Raw genomic sequence first — 26,945 nt, 5'->3', positions numbered from 1 at the left:
TATAACGGTAAATTCATTTAACACAATGAAACACGATATCAAGAGGAGGATACCATGAGGAAAGTTTTAAGACCCATTACGGATTGGGTGGCAACAAAAAGAGGGATGTGGATTATCCTAAGCATCTGGCTAGCTGTAATGGTTATATTAAGCGCAGGACCGAAACTTGGCGACTATAAAGTTACTAACTTTCAATCTTTGCCGGATGAAGCGCAATCGATTCACGCTAATAAAATGCTTGAGCAATATTTCCCCAACGATCAAGGCACACCGGGCATTCTGGTTTTTCATAATGCCAATGGCGAAGTGAACATGGTCCATGTTACCATGATTATGAAAGCCATCATAGCCGCAGAAGTTGAAGGCGTTGACACCATTATCGATATTTCGAAGCTTCCGCCGCAGGCTTTGGAAGGGTTCAAATCCGAGGATAAGTCCACAATGATTATCCCGATGACACTGGACCCAACTGCTGATAATCGTCAAATTGGCGATGCCATCGACAAGATTGCGAAGATCGGAAATGAAGCGGCAGAGGGCTATACGGATACCGTATTTCGAATTACAGGGCCCGCCGGCATTGCCGGCGATACACTGAAGCTGTTCGAACGGGCGGATGTCGTATTGCTGCTGGCAACGATCGGCATTATATTATTGCTTCTCATCCTTATTTACCGTTCTCCGTTACTTGCGCTTATTCCGCTCTTGGCGACGGCCATCGTGTATCAGGTTGTCAATCAGACCATTGCATTGATGGGAGCTAGCGGTCTGGAAATCAACAACTCGACGACCTCCATTATGAGCATCCTGCTCTTCGCAGCCGTCATCGATTATTCTTTGTTTGTATTCTCGCGATTCCGCGAGGAGCTGAATCATTATGAAGACAAGTTTGAAGCGATGAAGCATGCCATGCGTGCGACCGGAGAGCCCGTATTTCTTGCGGGTGGCACAGTGTTCGCTGCGATGCTGGTGCTGTTCTTCGCAAGCTTCCGCGACTATCAGAACTTCGCGCCGATTTTCGGGATGACGATGCTGATTATTATGCTGGCTTCCATCACCTTATTGCCGGCGTTGTTCACTCTGTTCGGACGGAAATCCTTCTGGCCTAAAGTGCCGAAGTTTGGCGATACCGCAGAAGAGAAGCACGGATTCTGGGGCCCGATTGCCAAGTTTGTGGTAAACAAGCCGGGACTTGCCGGCGGAGCCGTCGCAATTATCATGTTCGCAGGTGCGCTTAATATATTTAATCTGAACTATGAATTCGATATGGTGAAGTCATTTCCTAAGGACTTGCCGTCGCGTGAGGGCTACGAAATTGTAGAAAGTAAGTATGATAAAGGGGAGCTGGCACCGACCTCGGTACTGGTAACCAGTCAAAATGCACTAACCGACCAACAAATTGAGGACTTCCGCAGCAAGCTGGAGAGCGAGCAGAATGTGGCTTCCGTTCGATTGGTGGATGTAACGGAGGATGCCAAGGCGTTCAAGTTCAGCTTGTCCCTCGCCTTGAATCCGTACTCCGTTGAGGCGCTCGATCTGCTGGAAGATCTGCGTGCCAATAGCGACTTGCTGGCTGAAGCTAACATTCAGGGCGACATCCATTACAGCGGCGTAACGCCGAAATTGGTGGATGAACGGGAAGTCAACAACCGTGACATATGGGTAATTGTTATTCTCGAGACGGTTCTGATTCTTGTCCTTTTGCTCATGATGACCAAATCGATTCGGATGTCGACCTATATGATGGCGACTATATTAGTGTCATTCTTTGCGGCATTGGGACTGGGGATCTTCCTGGTCGACATCTTCTTCGGTTATAATGCGATTAGTACTCGCGTACCCGTCTATGCCTTTATATTCCTGGTAGCGCTCGGAATCGACTATAATATTATCCTGGTCTCCCGGTACCTGGAGGAGCGTAAATCGAGGAAAGTGAAGGATGCACTGGAGGTTTCGCTTCGCAATACGGGCGGTGTCATCTCATCAGCTGGTTTGATATTGGCGGCAACCTTCGCAGCGTTAATGACGATGCCGATTGCGGATCTATTCGTATTTGGTTTCATTGTGGCGATTGGTATATTAATGGATACGTTCCTCGTTCGCGGAATGCTGTTGCCTGCACTTATCCTTCTCTTCGAGAAGGATGCAAGTAAGTTGAAAGCTTCCGTATCCTGAATAGAACGGACAGGTTCCTGAATGGATTGGGGGGATGACGCTGAACGTGATGGTGGTCGACGATGACAAGAATATTGTACAGCTAGTAAGCATTCATTTGGCCCGGGAAGGGTATCGGGTTCTTCATGCGTATAATGCAGCGGAGGCGCTTGATTTGCTTGAGAAGGAGGTTCCCGATTTAGCGATACTTGACGTCATGATGCCTGGCATGGACGGAATCGAATTAACCAGAATTCTCCATCAGAATTACAGCATCCCAGTCCTGCTCCTGACGGCGAGAGGTGAATTGGAGGACAAAACGAAGGGGTTTCTGGCCGGCTCCGAGGATTACGTTGTAAAGCCCTTCGAACCAAAGGAATTGCTTTTTCGAATCGCCGTTATTCTGCGGCGGTTCGAAAAGGAATACCAATCGATCATTCAGATTGGAAATGTAATTATTAATCGGAAACTATTTGAAGTTTCGACAGGGGATCGTGCCATTGTGATGCCTTTGAAAGAATTTGAACTGCTCGCATTGCTAGCTAGCCGACCCAACCACGTAGTGGAGCGAAGCACGATTATGGAGCAGATTTGGGGACTTGATTATGAGGGCGATGATTATACGCTTAACACGCACATGACACGCCTGCGAGACCGACTATCGCAGCTTGGAGCAGATATTGAGATATGCACCACCCGTGGAGTCGGCTACAAGCTAGAGGTTCGCAATTCGTGAAAACATTGTACCGGCAATTTACTATTTCTGTGATTCTCATCATTCTGATCAGTACGCTGGTCTCCTTCTTCCTTGCCAATTGTTATTATTATCTGGTTACCGAGGAATTGAATGATGAGAAGAATGTCGCGATTGCACAAGAAATCACGAATTATATAGAGTCAAATGAGCAGCTGGAGCTGAAGCAGTACTTATCGGCGGTCGGGGCAATTGGATATCAGATATTTGTGACAAGTGAATCTGGCTACTCGCAATTTTTCGGTAGTGATTTTGTGGAAAAAGAATTATCCGAAACGCACAAGCAGCTTGTATATGACGGCAATGTCTATCATGGAATGAAAGATTTTCCCAGCTGGATCTTCATGCGAGGGATGTTCGCCAACGAGTTGGAAAACACCGTAGGTTTACCGTTTCAATACAAAGGCGAACGGTATGGATTATTCCTTCGGCCCAACATTGACCTGTTAGTTACAGAGGTTCATATCATCTTTGCCGGTATGATCGTATCGATGGCTGTCGTCAGCCTTCTGGCCATGTTTCTCATCGCTAAACGGCTCATTCGACCGATTACAGATCTGACAGAGGCAACCAAACAAATATCAGAGGGAAAATACGATCATTTGCTAAAGGTCAACCGTAAGGATGAAATCGGACAGCTCGCAGATAGCTTTAACGAGATGACGCGGAAGCTGCGGGAGAACGACCAGTCCCGCAAAGAGTTTATTAGCAATGTCTCGCATGACTTCCAGTCACCTCTTCTTAATATTCAAGGATATGCGGAATTGTTGAACGCTCAGACTCCCACTGAGGAAGAGCGAATGAATTATTCTTCAATTATACAGACCGAAGCCAAACGTCTGTCGATCCTCACGAAGCAACTGCTGCTTCTCACTTCGCTGGATCAGGCTACACAGCGACAAGAGCTTGCTGGACACTGTTTGGGACAACTTGTTTACCAATGCAATAAAATATAATAAATCAAATGGCTCCTTATCTATTGAACTTGAGCATACCGAATTAGTGATTACGATCCAGTTCAAGGATACGGGAATCGGCATCACTGAATTGGAGCTTCCACAAGTATTTAACCGGTTCTATCGGGCTGACGCCTCCCGGACGAAGGAGGGGACGGGCCTTGGCTTGACGATTGTCAAACAAATTGTTGAGCTGCATGGAGGAACCGTTCACATAGATAGTGAGTGGGGGATTGGAACTTGCGTCAGCATCACATTACCCAAATTTTAAAAAATGAGGAGTGTAGGAACAGGTGCATAATTACAGCAAATGGTTAATGCGAATGGCAGCGATTTACGCGTTGATCGGTGCCTTGATCGGATCAGATGTGGCTGGAAGGAAGGAGTACACGATGGTGCCTGGCCATGGACATATTTTGGTGGTCGGCTGGCTGACGTTGTTTGTTTACGGGTTGTTCTATCACGTATTCCAAGAAATCGGCATGAAGAGAACGGCCAAGCTACATGTATGGACGAGTATAATCGGAGGCGGTCTAATGCCGCTCAGCATGCTTGCTTATTACACAAATGAGAACACCGTCACGTTGATTACCTTTATCAGCAGCGCTTCGGTTCTTCTCCTGGCAATTATACTGTTCGTCATCCTGATGTTTTTTGATAAAAAGATATTTGCAAAAAACTAAATGGCAAGCCATGCCCGTAAAGGGCGAATCACTCCTCGAGTGGCCACTGAAGAACCTTACATTTGTCGACTTCGTGGGTCTACCCAAAGTGCAAAGAAGACATCTAAACCCAAATTTTGGGATTGGATGTCTTCTTTTTTTATCCGTGAAATTGAATTTGATGAATAAAAATAGACGACGTATACACAGATTTGTTCCATTGAGTCTCGCTCCGACAGGCTATTAGCTCCTTGTATCCTGTGATTGCTCAGCTATACGAATATCTACTCGCAATTGTAATCGTGTACGATCTCTTGTAATCAAACATGCATTGAATTACCATAATTATATGATTTCACATAAGGGTGATTAAATGGAAAATACGATTAACACGATATGTCTCAAAGCTCATAACTTTTGGTCAAGTAAAGCACAATTTGAGCTGGATAAGGATATTTACTCCACATGGACCGTATTTGCCGTAGAGGAAGGCAGGTTTGCTTATCAGATTGGCGAAAAGTCGGGAGAGGCAGGTTACGGTGATCTTGTCATCTGTCCACCTAATCAATGGTTTCACCGTCGTACGATTGAACCGCTTACCTTCCACTATATTCATTATGATATCGAAACTAACTCCCCCGAAGTCGTACAACCCCCACTGCCTAGCGGAACGGTCACGATATGGGATACAGCTAGGCTCTCTTCCTGTTACGATTACCTAAGACGAATTACGGACAGATCTGATTCAATAGCCATGCAATGGAAACAGCATTTGTTTCAAGATATCATACACCTGTACCAAATAGAGCAAGCTTTACGACACACACATCAATTATCCGCGTCAACTGTTCATGACGATATGCTTTGGGCAAGAGACTACATTAAACGTAAAGCGTTTGGTCAAGTATCCATGAGAAATCTTGCCGATGAATTGAACATCACTCCTGTTCAGCTGACTCGAAGGTTTCGAGCCGATTTTCGAATGACTCCCACAGAGTATCTGACAAAAATACGGATTGAACGTGTCTGCTGTTTGTTGGAGGAAACGACAAGAACGATCGATGAAATCGCCCAAATGGTTGGTTACGAGAACGGCTTCTACTTAAGCCGGGTCTTTAGCCATCACAAAGCTATGAGTCCATCCGCATACCGAAAGATGCGCATTGTATAACTATCCAAACTGAAATAAAGGATATATCAAGTGCAAACCACTGCATGTTATTAAGGGCGCTAATCCGTTATGATGAAAAGGAATTATCGTTTTAAGCTACTGAAAAAGGAGGGACTCTTATCATGAAATATGAGGTAGTTAAAACCGATATAACCGTCGTTGGCGGTGGTCTCGCAGGCGTTTGCGCGGCTGTAGCTGCAGCCAGGCTGGGGCGCACAGTGTCACTTGTACAAAACCGTCCGGTGCTAGGAGGCAATTCCAGCAGCGAGGTTCGTGTCTGGGTATGTGGGGCGACTGCTCATGGAGCCCATCGCTATGCCCGTGAAACGGGAGTGATGGGGGAGTTGTTCATCGAAAACCAGTTTCACAATATCGACGGAAACCCCTACTTCTGGGACGTCACCATCCTCGAAACTGTGCGAGCTGAGAACAATATCCAATTATTCCTGAATACCGATGTTCACGATGTCGATGCTGAAGGTCACGAGGAGAACCGCAGCATTCGTTCCGTAACCGGGTGGATGATGGGATCGGAACGTCGGATTCGCTTTGAAAGTGAAATGTTCCTGGATTGTACCGGCGACGGATTAGTCGGCTTCCTGGCAGGGGCTAAATACCGGATTGGCCGAGAAGCAAGGCACGAGTTTAATGAGGAATGGGCACCAGAAAGTGCAGATGACATTACACTTGGCAGTACCATTCTGTTCTACACGAAAGATGTCGGGCATCCCGTGAAGTATAAGCCTCCTAGCTTTGCGAAGGATATCACACAGACGTCAATTCCCATGAAACGGGTCATTCAAAGCGGGGATAACGGCTGTTCCTATTGGTGGATCGAATGGGGCGGTGAACTGGATACTGTTCATAACAACGAGCAAATCCGTGATGAACTGTGGTCGGCCATCTACGGCATATGGGATTACATTAAGAATTCAGGAAAGTTCGATGCGGATAATATGACGCTGGAATGGGTTGGAGCGTTACCAGGTAAGCGAGAGTACCGCAGATTTATCGGGGATTACGTGCTGAATCAGAACGATATAGTAGCACAGCGCCCCTTCGAAGACCGTATCGGATTCGGCGGCTGGTCCATTGACCTGCATCCGCCGCAAGGCATGTATTCAACGGAAAGCGGTTCGAAACACTTGCACGTCAACGGGATCTACCAGATTCCTTTCCGTTCATTATATTCGATTAACACGAGCAACCTGCTGTTCGCCGGCAGGGACATCAGCGCTTCACATGTGGCATTCGGAACAACAAGAGTCATGGCTACATGTGCTGTCATTGGTGAAGCCGCAGGTACAGGCGCAGCGCTGGCCGTGGAAAAAGGTGTATCTCCAAGGGAGCTTTATACGCATCACATGAAGGAGCTTCAGCAGCTCTTAATGCGTCAAGATGCTTCAATCATCGGGTTGAAAAACGAGGATCCATTGGATCAGGCGCTTAAGGCATCGATCTCAGCTTCCAGCACGCTAACACGAATTGCTGTCGAAAACCCTATTAAAGCTTCACCGCTTACAATGGACGTTGGTCTCCTGTTCCCGGTCGAGCCCGGCTTTGACAGTCTGGAGCTGCTAGTTGGAGTCACCGCCGCGACCGAGCTGCAAGTCGAATTGTGGCGTCCAAACCGAGCGGAAAACTATGTTCCGGAGCAATTCGTAAAAGCCATTAGCATTCCAGTTAGCATAGGCGAACAGCAATGGGTCAAGTGTGATCTGTCATGGAAACCCGATGAAGTGCAGAACGCATTCATCATAATCAAAGCCAATGAGAATGTAACTTTATATACATCTGATCAACCACAAACAGGCGTACTCTGTTTTTCCAGGGGATCTGGTCGACCGGTCACTAAAGAGCTTGAAGATACTAACTTCGAGGAGCTCATTCCGAAATGGCCGATGAGACACTTCCATCGTACACCGATTTGTTTCCGATTGGACTTGCCAACAAGCGCCTTTAATCCTGCAAAAGTAATCAACGGGTACAATCGACCTTATGGCGGACCACATATGTGGTCATCAGAAGCGATGGTAGCAGAAAAGCCTGAATGGTTAGAGCTTACCTGGCAGCAGCCAGTGAATATATCTTCCATCCACATTACCTTGAATGACGACGTGAATGAAGATTTAATCAACCTGCATCATCATCTTACACCATTCGAGGTCATTCCGGAGCTTGTAAAGGACTACAAGCTGCAAGCTTGGTCAAACGGCGAATGGATCACCCTTGCAACAGAAACTAACAACTATAAGCGTAAACATATCTATCAATTGAATGCACCTGTTCATACCGACCGGATACGCCTCGTCATTGCGTCCACAAATGGATGTCCTCGAGCAGAAGTTGTGGAAATACGAGTTTATGAGTATCGTAGTTAGTGTATCAACACAGAGAACGCCTGGACAAAATTGTCCAGGCGTTCTCTGTTCTGGTCTTCCCCAAGGAAAGAGCCATCCTCGTAACACGGTTTGGAACCAATACGAGAAGTCAATACTAATTCGCGCCCAACCGTACACCTGGTTCCGGGTATCCTTCATACTCGCATACAAGGACAACAGTATTGGACTTTTCGAAATATCTGGAGATACATAGTTGGCGTCGTCAGAAACCCAAGAGTACGATACCCCTGTCTCTCTCATCTCGATAATGGAAGGATTAGAGGCGATGTCTTCGTACTTTAACGTGTAGCGTGGGTTATACAAGAGTAAGCTATTATTCAAATTTTTGAATTTGTCTTCCATCACTTGAGCATTCTCTAGTAGATTTCGTTTGTCCGGGTATTGCAGAATATCCCTTACGTCAGGATCCTTCTCGAGAAAAATGAGTGTCATAAACGCGATACTAAGCTGATCCTCCAAGGAACGATGCAATTTTTCCAGTTGTTCATGGCTCTGATCGCTGATTTTCTTCTGAACCAGCGTCTCAATCCTCTGATAATTGTAAATACTTAGTGCACTAAACGGTAGGGAAAAACATCAAAATGTTCTATTGTCAGGGCAGACAGCCAGTGGAAGAACGCTAGGCACAGCGTCATTCCCTGCATCTGTCGTTGTCCAACAACGCATACAAAATTGAGAGCAGTTATAACATAGACAAAGACCCGCATCTCTGCGGGCCTGCCTGCTCCATCCCTATAACGGAGTCATGATTATTGCACACTCTTATACCAAGCATTCACTTCTTCTTCAATCTGCTTGCCGCCCTTGTCATACCAATCTTGGACAAGCGTATCGAACGTGTCCAGAGGCTCTTTCGTAAATATAATTTTCGCATACGTCTCCAGCAGCATCTTATCAAGGTTAGGACCCTTGCTGCGCATCGTTTCCGTCGGAGCGCCCAGGAATTGATCCGGCGTATTGGTATCGCGCATCTCATAATTAAGTGCGCCAGCCCTGATCGTTATTTCATTCTGAGCAGCAGCCTTGCTCTCTGCAGTTGTCTTCGGCGTCTCGCCATTGTTGAGACGATAGTTCATCGCGGAGCCCTGCAACGGAATTTGAGGTGTATTCCAGAACAAATTGTACTTTCCAGGCGTCGTTCCCTTCTCGATCGGAGTTGGGAACTGCTTGCTGTCAAAGACCGGCTTGCCGTCAACCAAAGCGTAATCATAGCCTTCAAAGAAGCCGTATTGGAAGTCGCCGGTTTCATACACGGCATCGTAAATTCTGTCGAAGTACTCCATGAAACGGTCAAAATGCTTAAAGTCCTTATTGAAAAGCATAACTTTATTCTCATTTAAAGTGTTCATGAATCTTGCAGACTTGCCGTCATCGCCGGTCGGCAGAGCGTACACACCGATTTTCGCGTCAGGGTTCAGGCCATAAAGCTCATTTAACGGCCAGCCCTCTGCCCAATATGGAGCGGCAATCATACCTGCCCTTCCCTGGATAAAGCTCTCTGTCGCTTTGATTGGATCGAGAATCGGTGTCTCCGGGTCCAAATATCCCTTCGAGGCCCATTCCTTCAGCTTGCCGAGGCCTTGTTTCATCTCCGGCAATACAGATCCATGCTTCAGCTGACCGTCTATCACGGCCCATGCTCCAGGAATGGCATTCCCGGTGTATGCGCCGAATATGAAGCTTGCGTCGGACATCCAATTGGAGAAGTTCTCACGTGCGGAGAATGCGAATCCAATCGTATCCTTCTTGTTGTTGCCATCCGGGTCTAGATTCGTGAACGCATCCATGACCTTCTCGAAATCTGCGATTGTCTTCGGCGCCTCGAGCCCCAGCTTGTCTAACCAGTCCTGACGCACCCATAACACCGGGTTCGTACCGTCACCGGCTGTAAAGATCGGCAACCCATATAGTCCGCCGTCTTTGCGCAGCTGATTTAAAGCGCTGTCAAACTCTGTATAAAGCGCTTTGATTCGATCCGGTGCGTGCTGCTCGAATAAGTCCTTAATCTCCAGCACTTTGCCGGATGCGATTAAATCGGCAACAAGCGGCCGATCCTGCACGATGAATACGTCAGGCAGCTCTACGTTTGTGGATAACGCCAGACGGAGCTTGGTATGGTAAGCCACATTGTCAGCCGTCGTCCAAATATCTTTAATGTCAATGCCGAGCTTTTCTTTGGCCCATTTATTATGGACGTTATTCGTAATATCTTCTCCATTGATGAAGATCACATCCGACCCAACCGGCCTAGCCGTGGTAAGGGTGACAAGCGGCTTCTCTTCAACATCGGCGCCTGTGCTCGTGCTGCCTTCACCAGTCGATTCGTTCTGCGTGCTGCCGTTTCCATTTCCGTTGCCGTTATTATTCCCTTTGCCGCAAGCGGCTAGAAGACTGAGCAGCATAATGACGGAAAGCAATAAGATAAACCCCTTTTTCAAAGTGAACCCTCCCTGAATTTTAATTATAGTTGTCTCTGCACCTTTAGTATAGACGGGCAGCCCTGTCGGGACTATGCCCCATAATAAACATCAGTTTCCGAAAACAAACCTTTTGTGTCCTTATTCCTTGACCGCGCCAAGCACGATGCCTTTGACAAAATATTTCTGCAGAAACGGGTAAATCACAAGCACAGGAAGCGCGGTTATAAAAATCTGCGCGGCTTTCACCGTTCGCTGAGACATATTTTCGAGACTTTGCGGATCGAGACTGATTTTGCTGAAATCCTGCTGTACCACAATGGTCTGCAAATAGGTGGCCATCGGATATTTCTCGACATCCGTCAGATAGATTAATCCGTCAAACCACGAGTTCCAATGCCAGACAAGCGTGAACAGGCTAAGCGTAGCGATTGCGGGTAAGGACACCGGCAGATAAACCTTCCATAGCGTTATGAATACGCCTGCTCCATCGAGATAAGCAGCCTCTTCCAGCTCGCGGGGAACCGCCTTGAAGAAATTCATCATAAGGATCATATTGTAAACACTTACAGCGCCCGGCAGGATCAGCACCCAGAACGAATTCATGAGATGAATTTTTGAGATCAGAACGTAAGTGGGAACCAGACCGCCGTTGAACAGCATGGTGAAGACGAAAAACCATGTATAGACTGCCTTCGTTTTGAAAAAGGGATTTTCCTTGGATAACGCATACCCCGCCGCAACAATTAAGCTCATGCCGACGATTGTGCCGATGACGGTTCGAAGGACGGAATTCGTAATGGAGCGCAGAAAATTTCCGCTGGAAAGCGTCTTCTCGTAGGATTCGATTGTGAAGTCGATTGGCCACAAGCCGATAATATTGGCGGTTGCCGGTCCTCTTCCGCTGAATGACACCGCTAGGATATGAATAAGGGGCATAATACACAGCAGCGACAGCCCAATCAAAAATACCGTATTGAACACGCTGAACACTTTATAACCACGATTTTTATAATACATACGGCTTTCCTCCTAGTCTTTGTTTCTTACCAAATCCGATAGTTGGCATATTTGTCGGCAAGCCGGTAGGATATCACAATGAGAATAAAGCTAATGACAGATTTGAACAGGCCGACAGCGGTGGCAAAGCTGAAATTGCCTTCTTCGAGCGCATTACGGTATACGAACGTATCGATAATGTCTCCTTTGCTGTAAACCAACGGATTGTACAGATTAAACACTTGATCGAAGCCCGCGTTCAGCACATTGCCCAACTGAAGCGTGCCCACCACCACGATTATCGGCAGCATGCCCGGAAGCGTAATATGCAGCGTCTGCTTCAATCGAGTGGCGCCGTCCACCTCTGCCGCTTCATACAAAGCGGGATTAATCCCCGCGAGAGCAGCTAAATAAACAATCGTGCTAAAGCCAAATTCCTTCCATATATCGCTGACAACCAGGGTAAACCGAAACCAGTTCCCTTCCCCAAGAAAGAATACCGGATCGAACCCGATAGCGGCTAGTGTACGATTGACCAATCCTCCGTTTATAGATAACAAGTCAATCAGAATTCCGCCAAGGATAACCCACGATAGAAAGTGGGGCAAGTACACTAACGTCTGTATCGATCGCTTCAGACCCATATGACGAACTTCATTGAGCAGAATCGCGAATACGACAGGCACCATAAGCCCGAATACGATCTTCAGAACAGAGATAATCAGTGTATTCCATATCACCTGCACGGAGTCGTCGAACAGGAATAAATTGCGGAAGTGATCTAGCCCCACCCACTCGGAGCCGGCCAATCCGAGCCATGGCTTATAATCCTGGAAAGCAATAACCAAACCAAACATGGGCACATACATAAAAATAATCGTGAGCAGCAAGGCCGGGAAAATAAGCGCATGCAGCGGCCACGTTTTTTTGATTCCCTTAATCATGTCGACTTCCTCCTTTGTCTGTTGTTTCAATTATAGCAACGCGTGAAACGGCTCTTCTATGTCCCGATTTTAACATCTATAACCTCGCTCATAACTTGATTCATAATCCCTTGTGTTCACCCGCCTCGTAAATCTATAATGAACCAATGGGAGGATGAGCCATATGGTCAAGTACAAAATTTTTCGCAATTTGCTCGTTTTTTTCATTGCCTCGCTACTTATCATCAGCTTCCTATTTACCTTCGCCGATCGCAACAGCAAGGAAGTCATGCGCCAGACGCTGCAATCCACTTCACTGAAGCAGCTTGAATTCGCTGTCAATGAGATGGAATCCACACTGAAGCAGCTGGAGATTCTTGCCGTGCTCCTATCGGATGACAGCAGTATTCAAGCTTACGGGACAGCCAACACGTTCGCTCCTTATCTGGACAGTCTGCTTCTGCGCAAGACGATTGAAGAGAAGCTACTCACCCAAAGCTTCGCTTATCTTACGCAAACCAAGATCTCCGTGTATTGGCCAGAACGAGATGAGATTATTTCGTCAACGAATGAAGGCGTCGACAGAACGTATCATCCTCGTTCTTGGGAATCGCTTCCTAAGTACCAATGGTTCTTCAGCGATACAGATGGTCTGGAGCTTCGGTACATTCTAGTCGAGCCCTATTCGCTCCATCACAAGCTTGAGAATGTGAGTTATTCCATTGAAACCTCGCTCACTGTAGACTTCTTGAAACAGGTGCTCCGAAGTGTCGAGGCCACCGGTAACGGCAAGGCGTTCTTCAGTCATCCTTCCTATGGCTTCATCGATCTGAACAACAAATATCAGCCGTTATACAACGCGATTCAAGAACAGGTCGGCTCAACCATGTCCAGTCACCAGACTCTTCGCGTCGGACATGATCAATATTTGGTGCAGAGGGTTACTAGTTCACTCCTTGGCTGGCAGCTCGTGCAATATATACCTGTAGAGGATTTCTTCGCTCCATTGGATATGACCCGATGGATTACGAAGTTGAGTTTGATCATCATCTTGCTATTAGGCAGTCTTATTCTGGTTATGCTCTACCGGAATGTGAAACGGCCCATCGCCTATCTGGTTCGCAAGATCGAGGGGCTGGCTGGAGGCAAATATGAGAGCCGCGTTCATTGGAAAGTGAACAATGAGTTCGATTATTTGTTCGATCGCTTTAACGAGATGGCTTCCCGTATCCAAATTTTAATAGAGGATGTCTATGAAGAGAGATTGCGTACGCAAGAAGCCGTGTATAAGCAGCTGCAGTCTCAGATCAATCCGCATTTTCTATATAACAGCCTCTTTTATGTCGTGGGCATGGCCAAGAAGAATCCGCAAGCGGTCATCGAGATGGCGCAGAATCTGGCCTACTATTATCGTTTCATTACCAAAAATAATTTTTACCAGATGACGTTGGAAGAGGAATTGAAGCTGGTCAAGAGCTACCTCAGCGTACAAGCGCTCCGCAACACACGGCTCTCTTATCGTATCGAAGTGGATGAGGGCATGCAGTCCGTGCTGGTTCCGCCGCTCATTCTACAGCCTATTGTAGAGAACGCTATCATTCATGGAATCGATAATAAGGCGGATTCGGGGATGATCTCGATTAGAGGATCTATTCAAGAAGAAATCTATATGCTTGTCGTGGAAGACGATGGTTATGGTATGCCTGCCGACCAATTGGCATCTCTCCATATGCTGCTTGATGGGAAGCAGACGATGCACGACAAAGGCTGCGGATTATGGAATGTGCATCAACGACTGCGCCATCGATACGGGCCTCTATCGGGCCTTACGATCGAAAGCTCTGATTTAGGCGGTATCAGTATTACCATTAGATGGTTACCACACGAGGAAAAGGGGAATTGCGATGAATATGCTGCTGGTGGATGATGAGACTTTTGTACTTGACTTCTTGGAAGAGCATATCGACCGCTCAGCTTTCGGAATTCAACAAATCATTAAAGCGACATCCGTGAATGAAGCATTAGCTTCGTTGAACGAGCATCGTATAGCCCTTGTCATTACCGACATCCGCATGCCGGAGCAGACCGGCCTGCAACTGCTGGCCATTATTCGCGCCCAATGGCCTGCAGTTAAAGTCATTCTCTTATCCGGATATTCGGAGTTCGAATATGCGCAGCAAGCAATCGCTCATGGCGCCTTCGCTTATCTGCTGAAGCCGGCGCTGCCGGAAGAAGTGAATCGCACGATTAAGCTCGCCTATGAGCGCATCAGGCTGGAGGAGGAGAATCGGTCGCAGCTCAGTCTTGCGGAGCATGCGATACGGACCAATCATTTGGCGCGGAAGGAACGACTGCTGTTTGATCTGCTGATGGGGAGACGATACTCCACCCAGTCCATTCAGGACCAACTGAATGAGTTGCAGCTACCCGCCCTAACCTCTACCCCGATTCGTCTACTCATTCTTAGATTGGAGGAGATGAACTCTGCTGCCACGATAGAGGATATGGAGCTGCTGAATTATTCGCTGGCGAATATGGCTGAGGAAATGTTGTACGGCGATGTTTCCAATCATCGAAGTTTCTGGTATTGCCGGGACCCCCATCAATACTTATGTATAATTCTGGAGGAGCGGTTCTACATGGAGCGAGTAGAGGGTAGCGACAGGCTGTCCGAACTGCAGCGCACCGTGCAGCTATACTTGGGCCGTACGGTGTCCATCTTGGTGAGCAGATCACAGCACTTCTCCGCTCAATTAAGTGTTCTATACCATGACGCGCTCAAATCATTCTGGCAGTGTATTGGAAGCAATACGAGCGCTATTGAAACCATGGATGATCGTTCGCCCGCCCCTTCCAGCCAGCCCTTGAAGAAAATATATGAGCCGCCTTCCCTATTAAATCTAATGGAATCCGGTCAATGGGAAGAGCTATCGAGCAAATTGAACGACGTATTCGAAGAGCTGGAATCCACCACTTGCCGTACGCAAGAGCATCTGATGGAGGTGTATTATCATATTTGCAGCGCACTGTCCAATATTGCTCACAAACAAGGGCTGCGGCTAGCGGATCTGGCGGGTAACCCCGAATATCTGCGCAATGGCTACTTCTTCCGTACAACTGCGCAGCTCCGGGAGTGGAGCTTATCCCTACTCTTCCAATTCCAGAAAAGCATTGAACTGCCTTCATCCAAACGTCAATCTCATATTGTTCAGCAAATCCACCAATATGTTCAAGAAAACCTTGCACGAGACGTCACCTTGCGGACGATCTCCGAGCATGTCTTTCTGCATCCGGTCTACCTGTCCAGATTGTATAAGAAAGAAACCGGGGAGACGTTGTCCACTTATATTCAACGTGTTCGCATTGAAAGAGCTGTCTACCTATTGAAGCATACGAATATGAAAATTCTTGAAATTTCGCAGGCCATCGGCTTTCTTAAGCCGCAATACTTTATTAGCCTGTTCAAAGAGCATTTCGGAGTTACTCCTCAGGAATTCAGAGAAATCCAATCCTCATAACTAGATGAACGACCCCTGATTATCAGGGGTCGTTATCCGTTCCTATCCTTTACTGTGTGATGGTCAAATCATCACTGTATGCATCAGATGAACCTGAAGGCTTGAAGACGTAAATCGTTGCCGTTGTATTCGATGAACCGGTTGTGAACGTAACGCTTCCCTGTGTATAGCTCGTGCTTGAGATCACAGCATATACCTCTGCCCCGCCATAGTTTTTCACGCCAATTCGTACCGGCTGTGACGCAGTGGCCGTCTTGGCGTAACCGCTGAGCGTATACGTCGTACTCGGCTGCAATGGAATGACCTGCTCAGCCGATCCGGGACCTCCCGCCAGACGCAGGGCATAGCTGCCGCTTCTGGCATTGTTCGCCGCGACGCTTGCCGTATTCCAATTCGTCCAGGGGCTGAGAGTACCGGATTCAAAGCCGCTGTTACTGATCGATGCAGTTGTTGCGATCGATAGATCATCCCCATAAGCATAAGCGGCTCCCGATGGTTTGTACACATAGATTGTCGCCGTTGTATGTGAAGCGCCCGTTGTGAAGGTAACTGTACCTTTGGTATAGCTTGTGCTTGTTATGACCGCGTATGTCTCCGTTCCTCCGTAATTTTTCACGCCAATGCGAACCTGTTCGGAGCTGTTCGTCGTTCTGGCATAACCGGATAATGTATAGGTCGTATTCGGCTGCACCTGTACGACCTGCTCTGACGAGCCCGGCCCTCCTGCCAGCTGCAGCGCATAGCTGCCGCTCCTGGCATTGCCGGCGACTACGCTTGCCGTATTCCAATTGCCCCATGGACCTAATGCGCCCGTCTCAAACCCGCCATTGTGAACGATTAACGGAGATGGAGGCGTTCCCTGTACGCCTGAACCGTTATAGGCTCCACGATTCGGCGCAGCGGAGCTTGACACGGTATTGCCCCAGTAATCCTTGCCTCCATTATTGCTGACAAGCATCCCTGTTCCAATTGCAGGCGAACCGGTGAGCAGCTTGTAACCGTCTACCGCTGTGCGGTTCGTGCCGGTTCCAGGTCCGGCCAGCCATGGATTGGCAGTCAACTTGTTGGGATCCGCGGGTTCTCCTGCAGTATGCACGCCATAAATCGTATTGTAGTTGAAGTTGAAGGTACCCGCATTGGCAATTCCGAGCCAGCTGCCGGCACCATCAAGATGCCATATATTATTGTAGAAGGAGATCGATTGCGTATAGCCGCCCCAAGATCCTACATTAATCGGTTGAGTCGTGCTGCCAGCAGGTAAATAGATGGTATTGTTATAAACTTGCGTATTGGTGGTAGGGCCAATCAGATGGAATACTCGCTCGTAATCGTTCTGACTAATATTGTAACGAACGATTCCGCCATCGTTTTTGGCGCCGCCAGGCTGGCAGATCAAGATAAAGCCGCCGTCGTTATCATGACTGTAGTTGTACTGGACGATTGTACCAGTCTGACCATAATCGATATCGAAGCCTTGACCGTCTCTCGTCGTATGTCCATTGAATGCCTCGTTATATTGAATGACGGTATGGTCGGCATTCCATGCCCAAATTCCGGCATTCGGCGTTCCCGAGCGCATATTGAAGCCATTCACGGTATTGTATTGTACGATTGCGCCCAGAGTTGCCATGGGTACAATTCCGTCTCCGCCTACATCCGCAACGTAATTGTTCTGAATCATCACATCGGTGCTCGGATACCAATTATAAGTACCTGTACAGCCACTGTCCGGGCGGCACCAGTAATCCGAATTAACATCGATGCCGGTTCGATCCACACGCGGCCCCACAACATTGCCATCAATCAGAATACCGTTGTAGTTTGACTTCACATTTCCGGCAATGGTGCGGATTTTGATGCCTCCGCTGCCGTTGCCGTCCTTGACGTTATCGCCGTAGACGTCATGCACATTGTTCCCGACAATATGGATGTGTTCCAGCGTCCCCGCGTCCTCATTGACGACATATATCCCGAGACGTCTTGAGCTGGTTCCGTTATTATTGGTGATTTCGAGATTCTTGATTTCCCAGTATTGTTGGTTGTACAAGTAAACGGCCGATTCTTGGCCATTCCCGTTAATATGAGGCGCATTCCCCGTTCCATAGGCATCGATTGTAATCGGCGCGCCTTGGGAACCGCTTCCCTTAGGCCAAAGTCTGCCCGTCCAAGCTTCTCCCTTCTTGAGAAAGATCGTATCCCCCGGCTGGAAGGTCATACTGTTAACCTTCGTCAGCGTCTTCCAGGGAGAAGCTGTACTCGTTCCGTTGTTGGAATCACTTCCGGCGGTCGCATCCACATAGTAGTTAGCGGCCATAGTCGACACTGCAAAAAACACAATGCCGAACATAAACAACAGCACAGTTAAATAGAAGCTTCTCATGATCGTGTTTTTCACTATTATTGCCTCCTCCATTCGTATCAGCGGTTCTCTCCCGGCATCTATCGAGCGCTTTGATTCAGCTCCGTCCATTGGACCTCTGCGCTGGAACTGCGCTCCTGTATATGCGCCTCGAACTCCTCATCCCAATACTTATGAATCACCTCCTCTCTAATCTCGTTGAAGCTGAAGTATCCCCCTTCAACGCGTTCCGCGCAGTAGAGGATCGCATAAGACTGGCCGTCGGGAATAATAACACTAACCTCGCCTGGCTGGAGCCTGACGGCGGCATCATAATACTGGCTTCGATATTTGGACACCTCTCGATAGTTTTCATCCGAGATCGATTCGACTTCAGCCCCTCCATCTGACTCGTCCCGCGCATGATATATCTCCATGAAGGAAGCGCCGTTTGCGATCTGCGTCTCAATAGACAGCAGCTCTTCTTGTAATGCGGCTGTCACCTTGTGAATGATAATCGAATCATGTTTGCGAGCCACTTGCTCCCGATTGGTCTCAAAGTACTGGTGAAGCGCTTCCTCGGAGATATCGCCTTCACTCTCGATCCATGACGACTTCAATTGGTTAAAGAGATTCGCCTGCCGGTAGTGATAATAACTTTGCTCCGTGTATTGTCTAGGACCATATATGACGTCGTCGTTCGCTATAGCCCGCTCTCTTCGCTTATTCTCAGCTTGCAGCTCCGATAAGAAATAAGCGTAAGAATCTTCCTTTAACAAACCGTAACGCATCGCCTCCTGCTGAACGACCTTTGCGGAAATAATAGCTTCCGGATTATCCGCATAACTGGCAATCAGCTCAACTTCTTCCGTAACGACAGGACGAGAGTTTATATATGCAATTATTTGTCGCGATTCCCCACCTGTATCGCTGCCTCCATCCACGTTAATCATGATGACAAAAGCAGCAATGACTCCTAGCGATACAACTGCAGCGACGAGCGACCCTAACTTCCTTTTTCGATTCATCAGCACCCCTGAGCCTCCTTGCCTTACGCGAATTCACTTCGGCTAGAAGCCTGTTTTCGGAATTTCATGCGGCGGATCCGAGAATGGCTTGACCCTTCCGGTTCGAATGTTATACATTCGTGCGTGAGAGTCTCTCATGGCTTCGACGAAGCTATCATAGGGACGCAAGCAGACATCGATAACACCGATCTGATAGTTCTCCCCATCGAATCGTCCGAGCGCAGGCTGATCGTTTAGTTGAAAATAGTGCACGCCAATGAGCTCAGGAATTGCAGCCGATTGCTCGACGAAGTGCCGATAAGCATCCGCGCGCTCGCGCTGGCTTGCTACAGCCCGAATGCCATAAGCGGGGAGACCGGCATCAGCCGCGCCGAAGTGGAATTCACCAATCATGAGCGGACGATTAAGCTTATCGGCAATCTGCTTGATCATTTCCTTATCCGGCTTCATCTGATAGCAATTAATCGAAAATACATCGAAGGCTTCGCAGCCTTCAAGAATATCATCGTTGGCCACCCAGGCGTACCGCATGCCTAAATTCAAGTGATGCGGAGAAGCTTTCCTGCAGCTGGCTGCTGGTATTTCCACATAGCGGCGGATCATTATACGATGGAACCGTTCGCAATCCTCCCTTGCAGCCACGGTTGTCGGAAGTCCATTCAGCTTTGATTCCAGCTCCTCGAAGCTGCCGAACGTCATGTCCCAGGCCTCATTAAGCTTGCTGACCTCCCCGTACTTTGCTTGGAGCCAGTGGGCGAGATATGTCTTGCTCTTGAGCGACCTATCGCACATCAGCAGCCTTTCCGTCAAATTCAGACTGTCGACGAACGCCCAATGCGGCTCATTCCTCATGAAATACCCAATCATTCTCCGGTCATTTTGCAGTTCCATTAATTGTGACGCGAATGTCTCGGCGTTGCGCTCATATTCCTCGCTGAATACATCCGGGAAATCCCGATAGATGAACTCGCTCGTGCCCGGGAAGCTATGCATGGGATACACATAAGGGAGAGTGGACTTCGCAATGAAGTCACCGTCCGACCAATTTCCAATCGTATTGATGCCCCACTGCTTCAATCTTTGCTCCGTCACTTCCATCCACGCTTTCCGCCATGAGGTACCGCATATTCGAATCCAATTCGCGATCATGAAGCTGTATTCGGATTCGCTGCTCCAAGCATCTCGGAATGCGCCATGCTTCCCTGGGAGATCCGGGAGAAGATGCTCCATTCCATTAACACGCATGGAATCGGAAGGCTGCACACAATCCATGCCGGCGCTGAATAAGGCATATCCTTCCGGATCAACGAACCACCATCGATCTCCGTCAAATTCCGTTCGGAAGTAGCCGCTGGATTCGAAGCAAAGCTCCTTCCAGCCCCCATATACCGAAAGTTCGGGCGAAGAGCTTATCTCTGGGTCGCCGCAACTCAGCTCCGCTTCCATGCGAACTCTCATTTCTTGCTCGCTTCCGGTCTTTCCCTTCCATCTGCGGTCTGTCAGCTGGCCTAGCTCATCGATTAGCGGCTGGACAGCATAGTTGAAATCGGGCAACTCCTTACTCAAATAGATGCTGCCGATTGTGAAGCATCTGCTTGCGGTAGAAGCAATTGTTCCAATGCCGAAGCCAATAATGCCACTGCGATCTACCGAAGGATCTCCTCGCAGCACCGTCTGCAGAACGCCCGGAAACCTGGAAAGAAACAGCTCATCGCCAGCAAGCGCTTTCAGAGGAAGGCAGATCCTAGTCTCCACGCCGGGCAGCACACCGAAATGAACAGTGATCGATTGTTGATTCAGGTCGACAAATCTCAGAACAACCACCAGAACATCGTGAGACCTATGGGTAACATCCATATACAGGTAATCGTTAGCCTGCCATTCCAAGGATGTGCACGCAGCCGCATCCAGCCATGCCTCTCCGCCGCTGTCTTCGGTCCGGACAACTATGTCGGATGAAGAAATCGACTCTATACAGGTATTGTCCTTGCAGGTGAACAGCGTAGCGGGTATACACTGGGCTTTGTCTATCATCATTCGTTCATCCTCCTACTTCCGATAATAGTAAAACATTCAGATTTTCTTGCCGCCTCGTCATTATAGTCGACATTTCAAATGAAGCGTATGTCTGGTATTTAACATCTATAACCATCTCTTAACTTCATGTTCTGACTGCTCTCAATAACCGTAAAAAAAGGGGCACTGAGGGGGAAATGGTAAAGGGGAGGCCGCGTGCGGCCTCCCCTTTCCGTTCAGATAGCTGGTCTATGAGTTCAATCCTGACTAACTGTGTAAGTTCACTATTCACATTTCATGTCCTCCCTGAGATTCAATCCCTAGTACTCTACTAGCCAAATCTACCTGATCATGATCTAGCTTAACCTTCACAGGACCAAGTCGACGCTGCTCACGCCACTTCCTAAGATCCTCTTCCGTTTCCAGCTTAAGCTCCGCAATCTCAAGCGCACGATTGAACATATATTTGGACGTATATAGAAGCGTATAAATCCCTCTACCTCCTGGAACGATTGGTTTATTTCGTTTTATCCATTCACCAATTGTAAATTTCACATACAGTTGTTCCTCCGTACCAGGCCTTGCAGGACGTTCCGTGATCTCGCCACGTCTTAATACCCGCCAATCTACAATCCTGCCATACCAGTGAATGCCGATCTCCCTGCGCGCCTCGAACTTTTTCTTCGACTGATAGAGCGCGACATATTCCAGCTGCGTTAGCAGCTTATGGTCCGTGATATTCGCTAGCGGCACATGATAGAACTTATCCCTAAGAGCTTCATCTAGCTGCTTCACTTCCCTTAGCGAACCAACCAAAACATTTTTGCCACCCAGCTTGTTCTCATAGTAGTCCTTCGTCCCCCTCGGACGCGTAGAGCGCTCGTAGGCTTTCTCCGGACTGTCCATAATAATCTCATCTAGAAAAGCTTCCATCAGCCCCGTCGAATTCGGCAGGAATGGAAAAGCTCCCACATTGATCAGTTCAATGCTCTTGTAGAACTTATGTTCTTGAAACTGCTCTTCATCATGATACGGGAACAATACATATGCTCCGAACATGCTGCGCTCAAGCTCACTCCCGCTTGCCTCCGAGTAGACAATCGCGTCACGATAACGATGCATCGTGTTTATGTCCGACTCTTCAGGCCCAGGGGTCCCATAAGTCCTTCGGTAAGGTGTATCCTCATAAGCTGGATTTAACCGATACTTAGCATCAAAAATATACTTATACTCTGCATCGGAATCATTTTTCTTCAGCGTAAGCACATTATCGGGTCTCTGCGCAATCGTTGGCGTCTCCTCACCGCTCGGCAACGTATTATAATATAGCGAGAAAATTTCGCCATTTCTCGGATTACGATAGACCATTTTCGCCTTCTGTGATTTGTCTAGCGTAACAAAAATTCCGGTACGATTAACCTTAATAATATCCTGCTTCAACAGCTCATACTTACGACTAAGGAGATCATGAATCTTGAGAAAGCACCAGTACTCATAAAGCTGTGCTAGATCCTTCATCGATAGCCGGAACAGATCACTCTGAATTGATAAACCCTTCATCAGCAGCAAATAATTCCGATACACCTCCCGATAACCCGGTGCCATCTGCAACACCAGTGATACGGAAAGCTGCCGCATATCCCCCACATTCAGAAAATCAAGCCTTAACAGTCGCTGCAGCTGTGTCTGTATATAGCTTAGCTTCCGAGCCAGTATAGGATCCTCTAGGCGAGTCTGGTTCGCCAATCGAAACGTTAGTTCTTTCAGCTTTTTGTTTATGCGAAGCAGTACCAATATGATGCCTAAACGTAATTGTTTCTGCAGTTATCTCAAGAATTTTGGATAGGGCATCAATTGGCGTCTTAAGCAATGACTTCGTCTGAGATAACGTAAATTCATCCCAGCTACTAGCAACTCCATTTGGTGGTGAGTCTACCTTCTTCCCCTCGACGCTGCTCTTTTGGTAATATGACAAAAAGCGCTCAGCTACTTGATCGAGCGGTAAAAATCGAGTGTATGATTCTCTATATTCATCAAGGATCGATTGAATCAAAACCATTTTGTAAGATTTTCGCTTGTTATGAAATATCGAAGCTAGCTCTACAGGAAGTGTCATTTCGTATCGCTCCAGATTGTGATTTTGACTAGTTAAATTCGTATATGCGTTTGTCTCTAACTCTAGTCCAATTCAACCAGCCCCTAGACTTATTCCACATACCAACTTAAAACCCCTTTATTCGACAGTTCCTTTGAAACATTACAATTGCACCATGGATTGTCAACATTAAATCAGACACATGACTTATGCAGTTCGCGAGATTAACTGGTAATGGTGAGAATCTATGCTTGAATAAACCGGCCACCAAGACATAGGAAGCGTCTTGGGCTAGTATAGGGAAATAAGGCTTGCAAAGCGGCGTACCTCTGTGTCACAATCGATGTAGATTCGTTCAATACCCTTGTGGTTCCTTGATCGAACCTGGCAACGAGTGTGGAAGAGACCCTGAACCATTTCGCCGTGGGTGAAGCTCTCATCACTCGTTTTTTCTTTGTTTACTTGCCATAATGCGTAGGACAACAACGTTTCCGTCGCGAATAATAGCTCCATATGTGCATGCTGATGTGCTTCTGACGTGGAGTGGCACTTCTCGAAGCCAAGCTCCTGCTTGGCAGTCCTGAAAAATACCTCAATGCGCCAGCGTTTACCATAGACAGCAAGCGCTTCTTTCGGAGCATCATGTCGGTTACTTATGATCAAATATGCGCCCTTGTAGATCGCCGGATCATCATCCTTGTCCATCTCACTAACCGCTTCTTCATCCTCCTTCAACCGAATCGCTGCAACCGCAGCAATGGGAACGTAGCGATGTTTGGTAACGGTCTGCCCTTTGCGGCCAAGCGTTTCATATGGCATTTTCATATAGATGTCGGACAGCGCAACAGCGGAAAGACCGTTGCCGACAAGGAGTCGCTTGTAAGCTTCTTGAATAAGCTGGCGAGGCGAAACGGGAACAAAGCGCTCGCGCCCCTGTTCGATGACTCGACGATACAAAGCGGTGTTCCGCTTCGCTTGGGTCACCCAATCGAAGGCATGTGTTTCTAAGAACACGAAAAAATCCTTGCAGAGGTACCAGCGATCCATCGCAACCCACAACCGGCAGTTGACCGATTCCCGGAGCATAAGGAGCATTTGACGGGCAAGATCAAATTTCGTGAGACGTGTTTCTGCGTCGGCGGGTTTATGCCATACGCTGTAGAAAAGCGGGTATGCCAGGCCATTCTTCAACACAGCTTGCAGCACGACCAGATTCATGCACCAGCTGTATGTTTTCGTCGAAGAGTCTTTCAACCAACATAAAAAAGGGAGTTTCTTGGCGTACGGATGCGCGCTATGCGTATCGTCCAAGTTGATCACGTCGCCTTCTTGAAGAGCCGTGTTTGCATCTTGCTGCAGACGTTCAACACGTTTTTTGCCGAACGTTCTCCAAGCGAAAGGCGTTGTGAGGAAGCGACTAAGGGTATACTGCGCTAGCTTGTACGGTTTGAACATCAACTCAAGCATAGCGTCTTTGCTGGCAAGCCCGCCATTTGATTCACGGCTGTGCAGCCGGAGACAAACCCAATGACGTACATAAAACATAGCATCCAAGAAGGTGCGCCTAAAGAAAAGTCGAATTGATCCCAGAGAGTACGTAGGATAGGTGTTCCTGCGCATTGGCCATGCGAAAGCTTGCGGAACTTAGGCTGCTCAAGGTTTTGTTTCAATGAAATCACCTGTAATCGCTAAAGATATACCCTTTGTAGAAAGGTATCCTTTGCGATTATTGTGGGATTCTGGAAAAGTCAAGAGGTTTTCAGGATTTTCGAGCAGATTTGTATGACACTTATCAAACTTCCATCAATTGGGGCAAACTGCATAAGTCATGAACCAAATTGAATTACATGAATGGACTCGAACAATTGTCATTGTAAAATGACATAAATATAGAATTTTGATATAATGAAAATAACCTAATGAAGCAGGTGGTGATCATATGCAATTTGTTACCCAAGAACAAATTGATCAATTTTATATAAAGTTTGAGGGTAAGGATATTGTGGAACTAAATGAAATGCTTGAAGTATTTCGAGAAGTATTTGATCATCCTGCCCCTGTTAAGATGATGTCCGAAGATAAGAAAAGGAGAATGACGCACTCCTTGTTCACTAATCCATTAGTCATGAATGACTTAAGAGAAGCCGCTGAAGACAACAAACTGATTTATAACGAAGAAGACATCATGCGGATTGTGCATGAGGTCCAGGATGGCCGATGAAAAATATAAAGTTGCTTGGAAAAGAAGAGCAACTATAAGGTTTGCAAACCTGTATAATGTCGATCACCGGACAGCACTTCGAAATACAAATCACCTTCTTTCGATCGATCCTTATCGATGCGCTGATGGAGTAGCCGATTTTCCAGAGTATCCGTTTAACGGATACTTATAGGCATTGATAAATAATGTTGTTTTTGTTTACCGGGTTCATACGAAGGAAAAGTTAGTAACCATTGAAACTTGTTACTCAGCTTTAACTGGGGAAGTAGCTGAAATTTTTTACGGCATTTCTCCGGATGAAGATGTCGATGATTAATCGCAGAAGACGCAATGGAGATCATATCCCAGTGCGTCTTTTTAAGTTGGTTTAGGCAGGTTCATGTTTAATTTTTACATCAATTTTACATCAATGCGGTTTTAAAACGTCTGTATCACCGTTTTTAATCCCCTATTACATACGTTATAACCCTTGTGTGTCAAGTCCTCTCATCATCTGTTTCATTCTGGACCAACAAGACAACACTGTTACTGACAGCGCAATTCGACCAAAATAAGACGAGATAGATTGTCCAATATCTGACGGGTTGGCTGTCCGAGAAATCATAAAGGAAAGAGGGAAGTCATGAATGAAGACTCCCCCTACAGATTAAATATGAATATGGTACGTATCCTTCTTCCGAAGATAAAATCTGGCTTCCCTGACGATTACAAACCAGTCTCGATCTAGTTCTAGCGTACAGGTTATTCCTTTATCTTCGTGGATTTGAATTTCGAACCATTCCCCACAATGCATCGGATACGAACGCCCATCCATATAAACCATCCAGCAGTTCGCATCACGATTATACGTCATCAGTAGCCACGGATCTGTCATACCAGTTCCCCTCCGATGACATGTTTAACCATATGATCATCGATGATGCGTTTCTGGTTGATCGCGCCGTAGATGAGGCTGTTTGTACATACTTTGTTGACCAACCGGGCTGATCCGCTGGAAAACGTGTAGATCACGTCCAGCGCGTTGTCTGAGAAAATGGCATGCTCACTTCCTGCATACTCGAGATGCCTTGTGATGTATTCACCGGTCTGAGAGCGGTCGTAATGCTGCAGTTTGCACTGCAAGTCGATTCGTTGGCGAATCGCCGTGTACGCCTGCATCCGCAAGCGATCCCACAACTCGCTTTGCCCATATCCAAGCAAGTTATTTATCCGTCACAATTCTTCTAAAGTGTTGTAACTCCAGGGAATCTGCACCTGTCTCCTCGGATAATTTTTGATGACTAAATTATCG

General features: G+C 47.3%; 21 protein-coding genes. 10 read left to right on the top strand and 11 right to left on the bottom strand.

Going from position 1 to position 26,945, the window contains the following annotated elements:
• Positions 1 to 54: 54 nt before the first annotated feature.
• The 7 genes from ACFQ2I_RS11260 (at position 55) to ACFQ2I_RS11230 (ending at position 8,078) form a co-directional block, all read left to right on the top strand.
• Positions 55 to 2,175, top strand: a complete 2,121-nt coding sequence (locus tag ACFQ2I_RS11260) for an MMPL family transporter (protein WP_377564287.1) — start codon at positions 55 to 57, stop codon at positions 2,173 to 2,175.
• Positions 2,176 to 2,215: 40 nt separating this feature from the next.
• Positions 2,216 to 2,890, top strand: coding sequence for a response regulator transcription factor (locus ACFQ2I_RS11255; protein ID WP_377564486.1), 675 nt, complete (start codon positions 2,216 to 2,218; stop codon positions 2,888 to 2,890).
• Positions 2,887 to 3,864 carry a HAMP domain-containing protein gene (locus ACFQ2I_RS11250; RefSeq protein ID WP_377564285.1) on the top strand — a complete coding sequence of 326 codons (978 nt, stop codon included), beginning with the start codon at positions 2,887 to 2,889 and terminating at the stop codon, positions 3,862 to 3,864. The genes ACFQ2I_RS11255 and ACFQ2I_RS11250 overlap by 4 nt, the downstream gene beginning before the upstream one ends.
• On the top strand, positions 3,815 to 4,135 hold the full coding sequence (locus ACFQ2I_RS11245; protein ID WP_377564284.1) for a sensor histidine kinase: 321 nt from the start codon (positions 3,815 to 3,817) through the stop codon (positions 4,133 to 4,135). The genes ACFQ2I_RS11250 and ACFQ2I_RS11245 overlap by 50 nt, the downstream gene beginning before the upstream one ends.
• A gap of 22 nt (positions 4,136 to 4,157) precedes the next feature.
• Positions 4,158 to 4,547, top strand: coding sequence for a hypothetical protein (locus ACFQ2I_RS11240; protein ID WP_377564283.1), 390 nt, complete (start codon positions 4,158 to 4,160; stop codon positions 4,545 to 4,547).
• A gap of 352 nt (positions 4,548 to 4,899) precedes the next feature.
• On the top strand, positions 4,900 to 5,697 hold the full coding sequence (locus ACFQ2I_RS11235) for a helix-turn-helix domain-containing protein (RefSeq protein WP_377564281.1): 798 nt from the start codon (positions 4,900 to 4,902) through the stop codon (positions 5,695 to 5,697).
• 122 nt (positions 5,698 to 5,819) lie between these two features.
• Positions 5,820 to 8,078, top strand: a complete 2,259-nt coding sequence (locus ACFQ2I_RS11230; RefSeq protein WP_377564279.1) for an FAD-dependent oxidoreductase — start codon at positions 5,820 to 5,822, stop codon at positions 8,076 to 8,078.
• 770 nt (positions 8,079 to 8,848) lie between these two features.
• Here the strand turns inward: ACFQ2I_RS11230 and ACFQ2I_RS11225 are convergent.
• The 3 genes from ACFQ2I_RS11225 to ACFQ2I_RS11215 all read right to left on the bottom strand — a co-directional run bounded on the left by ACFQ2I_RS11225 (position 8,849) and on the right by ACFQ2I_RS11215 (position 12,456).
• Positions 8,849 to 10,537 (bottom strand): ABC transporter substrate-binding protein, encoded by a 1,689-nt coding sequence (locus tag ACFQ2I_RS11225; protein ID WP_377564277.1) that lies wholly within the window; start codon positions 10,535 to 10,537, stop codon positions 8,849 to 8,851.
• Between the two features lie 120 nt (positions 10,538 to 10,657).
• Entirely contained in the window at positions 10,658 to 11,536 is an 879-nt protein-coding gene (locus ACFQ2I_RS11220) for a carbohydrate ABC transporter permease (protein WP_377564276.1), read from the bottom strand.
• A 26-nt stretch (positions 11,537 to 11,562) separates the two neighbouring features.
• Positions 11,563 to 12,456 (bottom strand): ABC transporter permease, encoded by an 894-nt coding sequence (locus ACFQ2I_RS11215; protein ID WP_377564485.1) that lies wholly within the window; start codon positions 12,454 to 12,456, stop codon positions 11,563 to 11,565.
• Between the two features lie 166 nt (positions 12,457 to 12,622).
• On the opposite strand from ACFQ2I_RS11215, the gene ACFQ2I_RS11210 reads away from it, so the two are divergent.
• Both ACFQ2I_RS11210 and ACFQ2I_RS11205 read left to right on the top strand, forming a co-directional pair.
• On the top strand, positions 12,623 to 14,365 hold the full coding sequence (locus ACFQ2I_RS11210; protein WP_377564275.1) for a sensor histidine kinase: 1,743 nt from the start codon (positions 12,623 to 12,625) through the stop codon (positions 14,363 to 14,365).
• The gene (locus ACFQ2I_RS11205; RefSeq protein WP_377564274.1) at positions 14,343 to 15,956 is read left to right on the top strand and encodes a response regulator; all 1,614 of its coding nucleotides are present in this window, start codon (positions 14,343 to 14,345) and stop codon (positions 15,954 to 15,956) included. The genes ACFQ2I_RS11210 and ACFQ2I_RS11205 overlap by 23 nt, the downstream gene beginning before the upstream one ends.
• A 49-nt stretch (positions 15,957 to 16,005) precedes the next feature.
• Here ACFQ2I_RS11205 and ACFQ2I_RS11200 read toward each other — a convergent pair whose 3' ends face one another.
• From ACFQ2I_RS11200 to ACFQ2I_RS11175, 6 genes are all read right to left on the bottom strand, one after another.
• Positions 16,006 to 18,351 carry a carbohydrate binding domain-containing protein gene (locus tag ACFQ2I_RS11200; protein WP_377564273.1) on the bottom strand — a complete coding sequence of 782 codons (2,346 nt, stop codon included), beginning with the start codon at positions 18,349 to 18,351 and terminating at the stop codon, positions 16,006 to 16,008.
• A 44-nt stretch (positions 18,352 to 18,395) separates the two neighbouring features.
• Complete coding sequence (locus ACFQ2I_RS11195; protein WP_377564271.1) at positions 18,396 to 19,322, bottom strand: peptidylprolyl isomerase; 927 nt, start codon at positions 19,320 to 19,322, stop codon at positions 18,396 to 18,398.
• A 42-nt stretch (positions 19,323 to 19,364) separates the two neighbouring features.
• The gene (locus ACFQ2I_RS11190) at positions 19,365 to 21,359 is read right to left on the bottom strand and encodes a beta-galactosidase (RefSeq protein WP_377564269.1); all 1,995 of its coding nucleotides are present in this window, start codon (positions 21,357 to 21,359) and stop codon (positions 19,365 to 19,367) included.
• 267 nt (positions 21,360 to 21,626) lie between these two features.
• The gene (locus ACFQ2I_RS11185) at positions 21,627 to 23,084 is read right to left on the bottom strand and encodes a DUF2357 domain-containing protein (protein WP_377564268.1); all 1,458 of its coding nucleotides are present in this window, start codon (positions 23,082 to 23,084) and stop codon (positions 21,627 to 21,629) included.
• Complete coding sequence (locus ACFQ2I_RS11180) at positions 22,996 to 23,454, bottom strand: hypothetical protein (protein ID WP_377564267.1); 459 nt, start codon at positions 23,452 to 23,454, stop codon at positions 22,996 to 22,998. The genes ACFQ2I_RS11185 and ACFQ2I_RS11180 overlap by 89 nt, the downstream gene beginning before the upstream one ends.
• 270 nt (positions 23,455 to 23,724) lie before the next feature.
• Positions 23,725 to 24,978 (bottom strand): transposase, encoded by a 1,254-nt coding sequence (locus tag ACFQ2I_RS11175; protein WP_377564483.1) that lies wholly within the window; start codon positions 24,976 to 24,978, stop codon positions 23,725 to 23,727.
• Between the two features lie 394 nt (positions 24,979 to 25,372).
• On the opposite strand from ACFQ2I_RS11175, the gene ACFQ2I_RS11170 reads away from it, so the two are divergent.
• A complete protein-coding gene (locus ACFQ2I_RS11170; protein ID WP_377564266.1) occupies positions 25,373 to 25,654 on the top strand; it encodes a hypothetical protein in 282 nt (93 codons plus the stop codon).
• A 646-nt stretch (positions 25,655 to 26,300) separates the two neighbouring features.
• Here ACFQ2I_RS11170 and ACFQ2I_RS11165 read toward each other — a convergent pair.
• Together ACFQ2I_RS11165 and ACFQ2I_RS11160 are read right to left on the bottom strand one after the other, a co-directional pair.
• Entirely contained in the window at positions 26,301 to 26,528 is a 228-nt protein-coding gene (locus ACFQ2I_RS11165; RefSeq protein ID WP_377564265.1) for a DUF5348 domain-containing protein, read from the bottom strand.
• The gene (locus tag ACFQ2I_RS11160; RefSeq protein WP_377564264.1) at positions 26,525 to 26,812 is read right to left on the bottom strand and encodes a hypothetical protein; all 288 of its coding nucleotides are present in this window, start codon (positions 26,810 to 26,812) and stop codon (positions 26,525 to 26,527) included. The genes ACFQ2I_RS11165 and ACFQ2I_RS11160 overlap by 4 nt, the downstream gene beginning before the upstream one ends.
• Between the last annotated feature and the right edge of the window lie 133 nt (positions 26,813 to 26,945).

Origin of the sequence: Paenibacillus chungangensis (assembly GCF_042675905.1) — a bacterium.
In the GTDB taxonomy this organism is placed as follows: domain Bacteria; phylum Bacillota; class Bacilli; order Paenibacillales; family Paenibacillaceae; genus Pristimantibacillus; species Pristimantibacillus chungangensis.
The sequence above is the reverse complement of the archived record's forward strand: the minus strand, read 5'-3'. Positions and strand labels throughout refer to the sequence as shown.

Bases quoted from the DNA above. Each gene is read 5' to 3' on its own strand.
- ACFQ2I_RS11180 (WP_377564267.1), bottom strand. From the start codon at position 23,454: ATGACACTTCCTGTAGAGCTAGCTTCGATATTTCATAACAAGCGAAAA.
- ACFQ2I_RS11235 (WP_377564281.1), top strand. From the start codon at position 4,900: ATGGAAAATACGATTAACACGATATGTCTCAAAGCTCATAACTTTTGG.
- ACFQ2I_RS11170 (WP_377564266.1), top strand. From the start codon at position 25,373: ATGCAATTTGTTACCCAAGAACAAATTGATCAATTTTATATAAAGTTT.
- ACFQ2I_RS11195 (WP_377564271.1), bottom strand. From the start codon at position 19,322: ATGAATCGAAAAAGGAAGTTAGGGTCGCTCGTCGCTGCAGTTGTATCG.
- ACFQ2I_RS11190 (WP_377564269.1), bottom strand. From the start codon at position 21,359: ATGATGATAGACAAAGCCCAGTGTATACCCGCTACGCTGTTCACCTGC.
- ACFQ2I_RS11230 (WP_377564279.1), top strand. From the start codon at position 5,820: ATGAAATATGAGGTAGTTAAAACCGATATAACCGTCGTTGGCGGTGGT.
- ACFQ2I_RS11210 (WP_377564275.1), top strand. From the start codon at position 12,623: ATGGTCAAGTACAAAATTTTTCGCAATTTGCTCGTTTTTTTCATTGCC.
- ACFQ2I_RS11205 (WP_377564274.1), top strand. From the start codon at position 14,343: ATGAATATGCTGCTGGTGGATGATGAGACTTTTGTACTTGACTTCTTG.
- ACFQ2I_RS11165 (WP_377564265.1), bottom strand. From the start codon at position 26,528: ATGACAGATCCGTGGCTACTGATGACGTATAATCGTGATGCGAACTGC.
- ACFQ2I_RS11160 (WP_377564264.1), bottom strand. From the start codon at position 26,812: ATGCAGGCGTACACGGCGATTCGCCAACGAATCGACTTGCAGTGCAAA.
- ACFQ2I_RS11175 (WP_377564483.1), bottom strand. From the start codon at position 24,978: ATGTTTTATGTACGTCATTGGGTTTGTCTCCGGCTGCACAGCCGTGAA.
- ACFQ2I_RS11220 (WP_377564276.1), bottom strand. From the start codon at position 11,536: ATGTATTATAAAAATCGTGGTTATAAAGTGTTCAGCGTGTTCAATACG.
- ACFQ2I_RS11260 (WP_377564287.1), top strand. From the start codon at position 55: ATGAGGAAAGTTTTAAGACCCATTACGGATTGGGTGGCAACAAAAAGA.